Source organism: Pseudidiomarina marina (genome assembly GCF_044807045.1).
GTDB classification, from domain to species: Bacteria; Pseudomonadota; Gammaproteobacteria; order Enterobacterales; family Alteromonadaceae; genus Pseudidiomarina; species Pseudidiomarina marina.
Genome location: NZ_CP085233.1, coordinates 1675356 through 1688251, shown reverse-complemented (window position 1 = coordinate 1688251; position 12896 = coordinate 1675356). Strand labels below are relative to the sequence as shown.

Here is a 12896-nt window from a genome sequence, read left to right as displayed (position 1 = left end):
AATTCGGGGTCTGAACATGATTATGACGATGCTTTGCATGTTTATTACAAAAGCACTTCGGAATCGCTTAATTCGAGCCCAAACTTTGACTGATTTTTTCGTCTAAATCCGCTGCCAAATTTGGTAATTTTTGTAGCTTTTCTAGTTCAACTTTCAGCAACTGCTGGCGTTGTTGGTCAAATCGCCGCCACTGTGTCAGTGGCGTGACCAATCGCGCAGCAACCTGCGGGTTTTTGTCATTTAAATATTGAATCATTTCGCTGGTCATTTTATACCCTGCGCCGTCGATTCGATGAAACTGAGTCATATTGCGGCCAAAGGTAGCAAACAATGCATATTGACGATTGGGATTATTGCGATCGAACTTCGCATGATGTTGCAACGAATTGACTGTTTCAACAACAGAGGCGTCCGGAGTACTCGCTTGAATAGCAAACCATTTATCTAGAACCAGTGGTGTATCCAGCCACTGCTGTTCAAATGCATCGAGTAACTCTCGTTTACAAGCAAGTTTCAGGTGAACAGCTATTTGTAACGCACTCTGTTGAGCCGTCATATTGTCCGCTTGCTTAAAGTAGTTCGCTACAACCGAGCTATATTGTTCAGGTAGCTGCAATGCAAGATAGTACAACGCGGTGTGCAACCAACTGCGATTCGCAATATCATCACCTGTCAATTTATACGTCGTCACCACTCGTGTATCCCAAACATTGGCAAAGACCTTAAGGAGCTTCGCTGCAAGTTGTTGGCGCAATTCGTAGACCGCACCAAAAATCGCATCAATCGGGATTTCAGTTGGGTAATATTCAGCGATTTCCTCGACGGTTGGCGGAGTGAAAACGAGTGCCTTAAGTGCAGGATCAATATCTGCTTGAGCGAATTGCCTAAACGCTTCAGCAACCGACTCTGGAAGTATTAACGGTTGTTTTTGTTCAACCGCATCACGAATCAGTTTTACGTAAATATGCTGCGCGGCTTCCCATCGAGTAACATCTTGTTCAGCGTGAGCCAATAACACAAGACTATCCGCAAAAATCTGCTCGGCATCAAGCTTCACTGGCGCACTAAAATTCTCCATCAGAGCAACGACTGGTCGCTCAGGAATGTCTCGAATTTCAAGCGTTTGGTATTCAGATGTCAATTCGAACAACGAACTACCGGATTCGTGGTCTCGCAGATTTTTGTTGACCAATGTCAGGCGTTTACCAGATTGCGAATAAGCACTAAGTAACACCGGAATATGTACTGGCAGTTTGGATGTTTGTCCCGGCGTTGCTGGCGTCATTTGCGAGAACTTTAAAGTTAATGTTTGCGCCTGCTCATTATAATGCTGCGTAACAGTTACTGTTGGGGTGCCAGCTTGGCTATACCAGCGTTTGAATACGTCTAAATTGAACTTATTTGCGTCAGCCATTGCCGCCACGAAATCGTCACAGGTAACAGCTTGCCCGTCATGACGTTCAACGTATAGCCTCATACCTGCCTGAAAGCCTTGTTCGCCCAGCAAGGTATGCAACATTCGAATTACTTCAGCCCCTTTATTATAGACAGTGACGGTATAGAAATTATTCATTTCTACCACCTTGTCAGGGCGAATAGGATGAGCCATCGGGCTGGCATCCTCGTTGAACTGATGGGTGCGTATAATGCGAATCGCATCGATACGATTCACAGCGCGCGAGCCCAAATCAGAGCTGAATTCTTGATCACGGAAAACCGTTAACCCTTCTTTTAAACTCAACTGGAACCAATCTCGGCAAGTAATTCGATTCCCAGTCCAGTTATGGAAGTACTCATGCCCTATTACCGATTCAACGTTCAAGAAATCTTGATCGGTTGCGGTTCTCGCATCTGCAAGTACATAGCGTGAGTTGAAAACGTTAAGGCCTTTATTTTCCATGGCGCCCATATTAAAGAAATCGACCGCGACAATCATATAAATGTCAAGATCGTACTCTAATCCAAAACGTTCTTCGTCCCAGCGCATTGAATTTTTGAGCGAGGTCATTGCGAACTCGGCTTGCTTAAGATTGCCTTTGTCGACAAATAACTCAAGTCGCACTTCGCGCCCACTGCAAGTTGTGTAGTTGTCAGTAAGAACGTCAAAATCACCAGCAACTAATGCAAACAAATAAGCAGGTTTTGGATGCGGATCATGCCACGTTACCCAGTGCGTACCATCGTTATTATCACCTTGTTTAATGTTATTGCCGTTACTCAACAAATAAGGGTAACGTTGTTTATTAGCAATAATGGTAGTGGTGAATTCAGCCAACACGTCGGGACGATCTAGATAATAGGTGATGCGGCGAAACCCTTCAGCCTCACATTGCGTGCAAAAAGCCCCGCCCGACTTATATAGCCCCTCTAATGCGGTATTGGCTAACGGGTTAATCATGTTCGTTATAACGAGTTCAAATGGCGTTGCTGGCACTTGAATGATTTCAAGGTGCTTGTCGGTAATACGATAAGCGTCTGGTGAGAGCAATTCGCCGTTGAGTTCAAGCTGCTGTAAAGTTAAATGCTCACCGTGAAGACGCAATGACGGTTGCGTTTTTTGTGGCACAACCAACATTCGGTTGGTAACAATTGTGCGTTCTTCATCAAGTTGAAACGTTAAATCAATACGCTGAATAAGAAATTCCGGAGCGCGATAATCGCTCCGGAACTTTGCTGCTGATGCTGTCATAACTACCTATAAACCGATTAATTTAAGCGGTGGCTTTTGCTGGTGGCAAACGCAGAATTCGAATGCCGGTGTAGGCATAAAATAATGCCATAAGCGGTGTTATCCAGTTAAAGAATGCGAACGGTGCATAAATCCAAGGGCTAACACCCAATGCGCCCATCATGAAGGCACCACAGGTATTCCATGGAATTAATGCCGAAGTGAGTGTCGCACTATCTTCTAGTGTGCGTGATAACACACGCGGGTCAAGCCCGCGACGTTCGTATTCTTCACGGTACATGCGCCCAGGTAGAACAATCGCCATATATTGGTCAGCGGTTAATACATTAGCACCAAAACACGTGAATAACGTTGCGGCAATAAGGCTACCTAGCGACTTCACGTAACCAAGCAAACCTGCAATTAAACGCTGTAACAAGCCCAGTTTTTCCATAATAGCGCCAAAGGTCATGGCACTTAGAATCAACCAAACCGTGTTCAACATGCTAGACATCCCGCCACCACTAAGTAGGTCATCGAGGTCTGCTGAACCCGTTTCAATTGTCACACCGTCGCTCAGAGCGGTCCACACTACTTTTATGGTGCCCACCATTGAGGTATCGCCGCCAGCCAGCTTGCTAACCATTTCAGGCTGAAAAATCAGCGCCCAAACGCCGCCCAGCAATGCACCGAAAAATACCGTAGGAAGCGCTGGCTTGCGTGTTGCTGCCAAATACAGCAATACCAGCAGCGGTACTAACATCACCCAACCAATATTGAAGGTGTTACGTAGCTCCAATTGCATTCTTTCAAGTTCCAACAAGCTCACTGAGCTTTCAGCGTTAAAACCTAATAACACAAAGATAATTAGCGTAATAATGAATGCCGGACCCGCGGTGTATGCCATATAACGAATATGCGCAAATAATTCAGTGCCAGCGACGGCCGGCGCTAAGTTCGTGGTATCACTTAATGGTGACATTTTATCGCCAAAATAAGCGCCTGAAACCACCGCACCAGCTGTAATTGCCGGTGATAAGTCCATTCCAGCAGCGACGCCCATTAGCGCCACACCGATGGTCGCCGCAGTTGTCCATGAGCTACCAATGGCCAGCGAAATAATGGCACAAATCAAAGCAGTTGCCGCATAAAACCAGCTTGGGTTTAGTAGTTCCAGACCAAAGTAGATCATGCTAGGTACGGTACCAGCTAATAGCCACGTACCGATGAGAGAACCTACGGCTAGAATAATCAATAACGCGCCGAGCGCTACTGAAATCCCCTCTTTAATGCCATCCTCAATTTGTTCCCAACTTACCTTGTTATAGAAGCCTATAGCGAGCGCTACACCAGCAGCTACCCACAGCGCTATCTGATTTGGGCCATAAGAAGAATCTTCACCATAGAAATAAACCGAGAGCGCTAACATGACTATCAACGCTAAAAGCGGTATTGCTGCTTGTAATATGGTTGGAGTACGCAGCCCCACCTTTGTTGTATTTTGCATAAATATTCTCTAAACCCAGAAATTAAAACTGAATAATACCGATCAGTTGCAGAAAAATCAGAATAATTGCTATCGGTGCCAAATAGCGCACGATGAAGTGCCAAATTTTAAATGCTATTGGCTGCGTATCGAGCTCGTCTTGGCTGAAACTTGTCTTCATCACCCAACCCGCAAAAATAGCGAGCAATAAACCACCTAACGGCAGCAGGATGTTTGACGTTGTGTAATCAATCACGTCAAACCAGCTTTTCAGAGATTTTTCTTCGCTAATTTGCCAGTTTAATTGTGTCCACTCTGCACCGCTGAAACTATAGATAGTAATCTGACCTAATAGCCATAATATGAAACCGGCTCCCATAGTTGCCGTCCAACGACCTAAATTGAAACGCTCTTCCAAAAAGGCAACGGCTGATTCAATCATCGCTATGGCGGAAGTAAATGCCGCAATGACGAGCATGATGAAGAATACGGTACCCAAAGCGGTGCCACCCGGCATTTGGCTAAATGCAACAGGTAAAGTTTGGAATATAAGCCCAGGCCCAGCTTCCGGTGCTAACTGACTGCCAAAAACGATAGGGAAAATAGCCAAACCAGCAAGCAAGGCAACAAACGTATCAGCTAGCGCAACCCACAACGATGTTTGAATAATCGAGGTCGACTTGGACAAGTAAGCGCCGTACATTATTACCACGCCAGAGGCTAAGCCGAGAGAAAAGAAAGCATGCCCGAGAGCTAACATCACGCCATTAATTGATAATTCTGAAAAATCAGGCGCGAACATGAACTCAATAGCTGCACCGAAATCACCGATATACGCTGCATAGCTAGCAAGCCCAATCAGCAACAGTACCATTGCTGGCAGCATCCAGGATACCGCGCGCTCAAGTCCGTCTTTAATGCCATTACCAACAACGAATACTACGCCGACAATAATCGTCGCATGCCAAAATGTAAGTTGCGCTGACGAACTCACTAACCCGTCGAAAATATCACTAATTTCGGCGACGCTGGCACCTGCAAAGGCGCCACTTCCAGCTTCAAATACGTAAGCCAGTGCCCAACCGGCAATTACCGCATAAAAGCTTAGTACCAAAAAGCCCGTAGCCATGCCCATCCAGCCGGTAATTTGCCACGCTTTACTACGACCGGATTCTTGTGCAACTTTTCGTGCTGCATAACCTGGGCTGTGCCTGCCGCGGCGACCAATGACAATCTCGGCAATCATTATTGGTAAGCCAATACCGGCGATACAAAGCAGATAAACAAGCACAAACGCCCCACCGCCATTCTCTCCTGTAATATAAGGAAACTTCCAAATATTACCGAGACCGACGGCGGCAGCTGTTGAGGCCAGAATAAAAAGTAAACGACTCGACCAGCGATTCGCAATAGAAGGAGACTCATGCATGACTGTTGTTGTCCGTATTTTATTATCGTTATTATTTTTTATAAAAAAGCCGCATATAGCGGCTTTTAGTCACTTACTACGAGCATTAAATTAATTCATTGCCAATTTATGTGCATCAATTAAAGCAAAGCTCAAGCTCACTGTTTCTTCGAGGTAAGGATCATCAATTTCGAGATCACTTGGAATATCTTCTACCTTTTCAACCGGATCCATACCTAAGCGCTGTAATCGCGCATTAGCACGCTGAAGTTTCTTCTCTTCTTCTTGTGCCTGCTCCGCTTTTCGCTCGTCCAAGACTAAACTGATCCAAGTTTTATCTTTTTCCTCTTGGTATTTTTCAATATCTTGGAAAATAAATTTAAACTCTGGGTTCTTCGCTACTTGTGAATCCAGTTTATTCTGCCATTGCTCAAACGTTGTTGTTGGCAAGATATTTAATGGTTCGTATTTAGCCGCTGGGAGTTGATCCCACGGTAATGCATTTTCTTGGCTACTTTCGCCAAACTCTTCAGCATCAATAATGGAAGGTAGTGTCAAGTCGGGTTCAACACCGCGCATTTGAGTACTGCCACCATTAATACGGTAAAACTTAGCAATGGTAAATTGCACGCTTCCCAATGGTTCTTCATAATTATCAAAAGGATACATTTGCAATGCGCGATGATGTTGAACGGTACCTTTACCATAGGTGTTTTCACCGACAATCACCGCACGTTGATAGTCTTGCAACGCTGCCGCAAAAATCTCTGATGCTGAAGCACTGTAACGATCTACCATCACCATTAAAGGGCCATCATAATAAGTTTTACCATCACGATCGCCATTAATATCTCGACGTTTACGGCCGTCAAGAATCTGCACTACGGGACCTTTATCAATAAATAAGCCTGTTAAGGTAATGGCTTCAGACAATGAACCACCGCCATTGCCACGTAAATCAATGACAATGCCTTCAACGTCTTGCTGTAGAGCTTCCGAAATAAGATTCTCAACATTCTCAGTGAGGCCATTATAAAAACCTGGAATTTCAATTACGCCCATCTTTCTACCGGCGTACTTCCCTTCTTCAGGCGATTCAATTTCAAGTTTTGCGGCGCGGTCTTCTAATTTGACTTTATCGCGCACAATCGCAATTTCTGTTGGCGTACTACCGGCACTTTGATTTGCTTTTAATACCTGCAAGATGACTGTTGAGCCCTTCGGACCTTTGATGAGTTCAACCACTTCATCGAGACGCCAACCAATAACGTCAACAAATTCGCGGTCTTCTTCATCGCCTTGCGCAACGCCGACAATCTTATCATCAACGGCAAGCTCACCACTTTTATCAGCGGGGCCGCCTGGAACGAGGCTGCGAATAACGGTGTAGTCGTACTCGGCTTGCAGCACAGCACCTATCCCTTCGAGAGATAAGTTCATGTTTTGCTCAAAACGCTCGGCATTGCTTGGCGATAAATAACTCGTATGCGCTTCAACACTACGCGCAAAAGCGTTCATAACGGTCTGGAACACGTCTTCGCTATTTGTCTGGGTGAGGCGCTTTAATGCATTGTTGTAGCGCTTACCTAGGGTTTCGACAACTTCAGGCCACTCTTTTCCAGCAAGTGTTAAATTCAAAGCATCATATTTAACACGCTGACGCCATAACTCATCCAATTCATCGTTCGAAGTTGCCCACTCGGCATCTTCACGTTGGAAATGATACTTATCACCGGCGACGGTAAAGTCAAATGGCTGTTCTTCATCAAGTAGCGATAATGCGTAGGTGTAGCGTTCAAACCGACGATCGAGAGATTTACTATAAAGCGAGTAAGCCGCATTCAGTTTGCCGGTCAAAATCATGTCATCAAATAAATGCTTATATTCCTGTGCCTGCTCAACATCTTTGGCTAACAGAAACATTTTGCTGTAATCCAGCATCTCAAGATAACGTTCTAAAATTTGCTCCGACAACGCATTATCGAGTTCCATTTGCTTGAAATGGTCACGTGTAAAGAAGCGAGCAACGCGACCACTCGCAACAGCGTGTTGCTCTTGCGGTTTCAATTGCGGTAACTCATCTGGCGAGTGCGCGGGTGGAATCGCCCAGGCGGCGCTTGAAATAGCAGCTGCCAGCGAAACAATGAGAGCACTCTTAAACTTTACACGCTTAGTCATACTTCCCTACTCCTATTTGGTGACAAATACAGCGTTTACCTTCACTTTGACCGTCAGGCCGTTTTGAAGTTGCACATAAATGTCATCACGATCAATTTCTGTTACTTGCCCAGCAACTGGTGAGTTACCGGCTTTAACCTGAACCTGTTGACCAACCTTCAGATCAGAACCTGTTACAGCTTGCAAATCGAGCTTGGGTGCCGCTTTCGGTTTATTCGCAGCAGACTTAACGGCTGTCGGCTTTTTCCCCGGACGTTTCGCTCTTGCTTTACGAGCCTCTTGGTTGGCTGCTGCGGTTTTCGGTGCTTTAGCCGCTTGCTCTTTTCGTTTTGCTGCTGCGCGTTCAGCCGCCGCAGCTTTCGACTCAGCTAGCGTTTGCTCAGCATGTTGCTGGTGCTCTTCTTCAATAATACCTGCTTCGGCACCATCGAGATCAACACGTTTCGCACCAACTTTCACACTGCGGAGATAACGCCAGCTGTTGGTATAGTGGCGTAAAGCCGTCCGCAAACGTGTTTTGCTTACCGCATCATCATTTTCTAAACGGGTTGCTAAATCCTCAAAAATACCAATCTTCAAAGGCTGTGCATCACCTTCAAGTGAAAAACACTGCGGAAACTTTTCAGCAAGATAGGCAATTACTTCTTTGGTATTGGTAATCTTTTTAACGTCAGTCGTCATCTTCATCAAATTCCTGCTGACGTACGTCAGCTAGTTGCTCCATGATATACGCTTGCATTTCTTCGCTGTCGAGCCCAAGTAAATCGGGGTTCTCTATCCACTCGAACAGCACGCGGCGTACAACTTCTTCTAATTGGTCTATGCTGTCATCAGCTTCACTATAATCGACAATATAATGCAGCATCTCATTTATTTGATCTGCCGCTGCTTCTTCTTCGCCTTCAAAAAAGCGCATGTCGCTATAACTGACTAAATAGGCATAAATATCAAACTCACTATACATAAAGGCCTACTTCAGCACTATCTTTAGCGCCATCTTCACTACCATGCCGCTGGCAATTTAGCGCCAATTAAGTTGTTCAATAAATCGGCCTAATGCTGTTAATCCGTCAGCATCATCCTGAGTAAAACGCCCCACTAACGGGCTGTCTAAATCAAATACGCCAACCACTTCACCATCAACGATTAATGGCACAACTACCTCTGAGTTCGAGGCAGCATCACAGGCAATGTGCCCTTCGAACTCGTGAACATCAATCACCAGTTGGGTTTCGCGGGTGGTTGCTGCAGTACCGCAAACACCACGGCCAAAAGGTATGCGTAAGCAGGCCACTTTACCCTGAAATGGCCCTAACACCAAGGTGTTCGGGGCTCGAGTTAGGTAAAATCCGACCCAGTTGACGTCATTGAGAGTTTCATAAACCAAAGCGGATAAATTACTTAAGTTGGCAATTAAATCAGGCTCGCCGGCTGTAATCGCCTTGGCTTGTTCTAAAAGCATTTTATAATCAGTTGGTTGCATAGAGAGGTGCTTATATCTCGTTGGTACTACTATTAAGAGCGAAGCTGGCAATCGTATTTTTGCCTTTTAACTCAGCTTTCATATCACGTTTGCTGCGTGTGACTAACTGGCCATCGGCACCAATACGAAATGCTTCATCAGAGGGACAATAACGCGCCTGATAAGCCATCACGAGCTGGATACAATGTTCCCGTTGCTGGTCGGATAATTTAACGCCATCCGGCCACTTCCCTAACTCAACGGCTTGCAATAAGCGTTCGAAAGTATCCGGTGTAATCGAAGAAACTAAGTCGTCAAACTGCATTAACTACGACTCCTTTTTACAAAAACCAACCTAACCCGATTTACGACGAACCAAACTAGGCCGACAACCATTAACCCATAAGAAATCTTAGCAGCCCAAGTTTCAGGTAGCGGTTGCTGAATAAAATAGTAAGTGAACGCTGCAATGGCGATAAGCAATGCGAGCATTGATTGACCGACTATCTTCTCACGCTTTGCAGCCAGCATCCGTTGCAGTTCACGCTCGCGTTCATCATTAGATAAACCTGCCAGTTTGAATTCGCAGTGTGGACATTGAGTTGCTTTATCTGAAACGCGTTTTTTACATGCGGGGCAATCGATTAACGCCATGATGACCTCTTTTACTTCAACGTGAATAGGCAATATAAGGGATCTGATTTGAAATTCAAGCATCGCGCGGCTTTTAGATAGATTAAAACCCGCCGTAGCGGGTTTTAATTCGATGGCAACTGAAGCTTTTATTTCTCAATCTTTTTTGATTGTTCAGCATCAAAATCTTGCCAATATGCTTTCACGGTATCTTTCATTTCGCGTCGTAAAAGAACAATACCGAGTAAGTTAGGCAGCGTCATCAAAACAATGGCGACATAGGATAACGTCCACACTAACGTAGTATCGGCAAACGATGCGACAAAGAAACCAGCAACGTAAATAATGCGATACGGCATTACACCACGCTGGCCGAATAGATAAACAACAGCACGGTCGCCATAGTACGACCAAGCAATTGCGGTTGAGAATGCAAATAACATCAAGCTAATGGGGACAATATACTCACCCGATTCACCTAAGAAGCCCATACTAAAGGCTTTGGCTGTTAGTGCGGCCGAGTGAATCAATGAATCACCAACGATGACGATATCTTCTTTCTTTAATTGTCCGTTTTCGATGCGTAAAACACCCGTGTATGGATCTTCACCAGCCACAATAAAACGCACGTTTTCTGCAACTGAACGGGCGTGAAGCATGGTGTAACCGTTGCTAACTGGGCGACCATCACGAACTTGAATGGTACCGTTATACTTTTCAATCGTGTTTTCGTTCGTATCGTTTAAGTAATGATACAACGCTTCACGATCAGCTGCCTCAGCATCTGAGTAATGTCCAGCAACGATATCGAGGTCGGTACGAGAAAACGTATTTTCGTGCTTTTGTGACCAAACCCCCGATGACAAAATAACCAAACCCGTCAATGTACAAATGATAATGGTATCGATGAACGGCTCTAGAATCGATACCATACCTTCCGATACTGGTTCATCGGCTTTCGCTGATGCGTGCGCGATTGGCGCCGAACCTTGACCTGCTTCATTAGAGAATAAGCCACGGTTAACACCGCGGTTGAATGCGTAGGCAAACGTTGCTCCCAAGAAGCCGCCGGTTGCAGCAGAGCCAGTAAAGGCATCGGTGAAGATAGCGACAAACGATGGACCGATTTGATCGACATTGAAGAAAATGACGCTTAATGAGCCAATAATATAAAGCGCACCCATTATTGGAACAATCTTCGACGTCACTGCAGCAATACGCGTAATACCGCCAATGATAACCAGAGCCAGCAAGATAGCCAAAACACCGCCAACTAACATTGGGTCGAAGCCGAAGCTCATTTCCATACTTTGCGCGATGTTGTTAATCTGCGGCATGTTGCCGGTACCAAATGAACTGATAATGGTCGCAATGGCAAAAATTACTGCCAGCCATTTCATGTTCAAGCGGCGGTCCATGTAATACATTGGGCCACCAGCCATGGTGCCATCTTCTGTTTTTACGCGGTATTTATGTGATAGCGTAACCTCAACAAACTTGGTTGTCATACCAAGAAAAGCGGTCACCCACATCCAAAATAGCGCTGCCGGGCCACCCAAAAAGATTGCCAGTGCAACACCACCGATATTACCGGTACCCACAGTTCCCGATAATGCCGTTGATAAGGCTTGAAAGTGCGTTGTATCGCCTTCAGCGCCTTTCTTATCGAACTTCCCAGTAACAACTTTCCAGGCGTGACCGAAGAAGCGTATTTGCGGAAACCCCAAATACAGCGTAAAGAAAATACCTACACCAAGTAGGATATAAGGAAAGTATGCCGCCGAGCCGAGATAACTATCGAGTAGCAGCAAAAAGTTGTTGATGGCTTCCAAGGTGTCCCCCTTGTCAAATTATTATTGTTGTTGTCCGCTGTTTAAACTAGCTTGCCCAGATTAACTGCGCAAGCTATTTGCGATTCCATAAATGGCGCTTAAAACATCCGCACCGAATTGTTGGCTACGATTTGCTGACCAACCGAAATCAACATCAGGCAGGTTCGCATTATCTTTGAACGGCATTTCTAAAGTAAATGCTAAACAGTTAAAGCGCTCACTAACTGCGTTGCTTGCCACGGTCAGGTTCGCTTCGCCTGGCTTATCTATCTCATAACCGTATTGGGTTTGAAACTCTGGGGTGATAGATAATAGAACCTGCTTGAACTGCTCACCGAGCTGGTGGGTTTTATCGTTATAGCTCGGCACACCCTCACAACCCGCTAAAAAATTGTACGGTAATGCTTCATCGCCATGTACATCTAGATAAAAATCAACGCCAGTTTCTTGCATGGCGTTCAGCACGTAATAAACTTCAGGACTCTTCTCTAAAGATGGTTCAGCCCATTCACGGTTTAGGTTAACCCCCGCGGCATTGGTGCGCAGATGACCACGAACGCTACCATCTGGATTCATGTTTGGGACAATATAGAACACACAGGTTTCGAGCAATTTGCGCGCAGCGCCGTCTTCATCATCAAGCAACCGACTCAGAAAACCTTCCATGAACCATTCCGCCATCGATTCGCCTGGATGTTGGCGGGCTGTGATCCAGATCTTCGCTTTATGGTCCGCTGGTTCACCAACAACCAATAAATTCATATCACGGCCATCAAGCGTTGGGCCTAACAAGACATGTTCGCATTCAATCGACTGTTGTGCCCATTGAATGAGATCCATGTGGCGCTCGTACGAATATGGCGTAAAGTACGCATAATAAACGCTTTCTTGATCTGGGCTATGACGAATGACGAGCTCTTTACCGTTGTATTCAGTAGGCACTCGAAACCACGTCTCGCGGTCATAAGAAGCAAGCGCTGAATAGTCTTTCCATCCGTCAGGGTACGCTGATTTACCAGCATTAGTAATCGTCATGACGTGTTCAACACCCGGTTCGGCATACAGTTTAAAGTGAAACCACTGATAAAAATCAGATTCGTTGTCTTTACGAATGGCTAATTGAATTGCGCTTGGTTCATTTGCTTCAATAACTTCGATATTGCCGCTGTCGAACTGTGCTGTTATAAACATGAAATTCCTCGCTTCTAAAAACAGAAAAGCGCCCTACT

The 12896-nt window shown here is 45.4% G+C and carries 11 protein-coding genes; all 11 read right to left on the bottom strand.

Annotated features, from left to right (window positions below; translation table 11 throughout):
* Positions 1–67: 67 nt before the first annotated feature.
* On the bottom strand, positions 68–2689 hold the full coding sequence (gene pepN / locus LG272_RS07980) for an aminopeptidase N (RefSeq protein ID WP_404407815.1): 2622 nt from the start codon (positions 2687–2689) through the stop codon (positions 68–70).
* A gap of 22 nt (positions 2690–2711) precedes the next feature.
* Entirely contained in the window at positions 2712–4175 is a 1464-nt protein-coding gene (nhaC, locus tag LG272_RS07975; RefSeq protein ID WP_126758816.1) for a Na+/H+ antiporter NhaC, read from the bottom strand.
* Between the two features lie 22 nt (positions 4176–4197).
* The gene (locus LG272_RS07970) at positions 4198–5583 is read right to left on the bottom strand and encodes a sodium-dependent transporter (protein ID WP_404407812.1); all 1386 of its coding nucleotides are present in this window, start codon (positions 5581–5583) and stop codon (positions 4198–4200) included.
* 90 nt (positions 5584–5673) lie between these two features.
* Complete coding sequence (gene prc, locus LG272_RS07965) at positions 5674–7740, bottom strand: carboxy terminal-processing peptidase (RefSeq protein ID WP_404407810.1); 2067 nt, start codon at positions 7738–7740, stop codon at positions 5674–5676.
* 12 nt (positions 7741–7752) lie between these two features.
* On the bottom strand, positions 7753–8421 hold the full coding sequence (gene proQ / locus LG272_RS07960) for an RNA chaperone ProQ (RefSeq protein WP_126758813.1): 669 nt from the start codon (positions 8419–8421) through the stop codon (positions 7753–7755).
* Positions 8411–8704 (bottom strand): hypothetical protein, encoded by a 294-nt coding sequence (locus LG272_RS07955; protein WP_126758812.1) that lies wholly within the window; start codon positions 8702–8704, stop codon positions 8411–8413. Before LG272_RS07955 ends, proQ begins: the two co-directional genes overlap by 11 nt.
* A 57-nt stretch (positions 8705–8761) precedes the next feature.
* Positions 8762–9223: a GAF domain-containing protein gene (locus LG272_RS07950; protein ID WP_126758811.1), complete on the bottom strand. Its 462-nt coding sequence runs from the start codon at positions 9221–9223 to the stop codon at positions 8762–8764.
* 10 nt (positions 9224–9233) lie between these two features.
* Positions 9234–9527, bottom strand: a complete 294-nt coding sequence (locus tag LG272_RS07945) for a YeaC family protein (RefSeq protein ID WP_404407807.1) — start codon at positions 9525–9527, stop codon at positions 9234–9236.
* Entirely contained in the window at positions 9527–9856 is a 330-nt protein-coding gene (locus LG272_RS07940) for a hypothetical protein (RefSeq protein ID WP_126758809.1), read from the bottom strand. The genes LG272_RS07945 and LG272_RS07940 overlap by 1 nt, the downstream gene beginning before the upstream one ends.
* Before the next feature lie 128 nt (positions 9857–9984).
* Positions 9985–11667: an alanine/glycine:cation symporter family protein gene (locus LG272_RS07935; protein WP_404407805.1), complete on the bottom strand. Its 1683-nt coding sequence runs from the start codon at positions 11665–11667 to the stop codon at positions 9985–9987.
* A gap of 60 nt (positions 11668–11727) precedes the next feature.
* Positions 11728–12858 carry a M14-type cytosolic carboxypeptidase gene (locus LG272_RS07930; RefSeq protein ID WP_126758807.1) on the bottom strand — a complete coding sequence of 377 codons (1131 nt, stop codon included), beginning with the start codon at positions 12856–12858 and terminating at the stop codon, positions 11728–11730.
* Between the last annotated feature and the right edge of the window lie 38 nt (positions 12859–12896).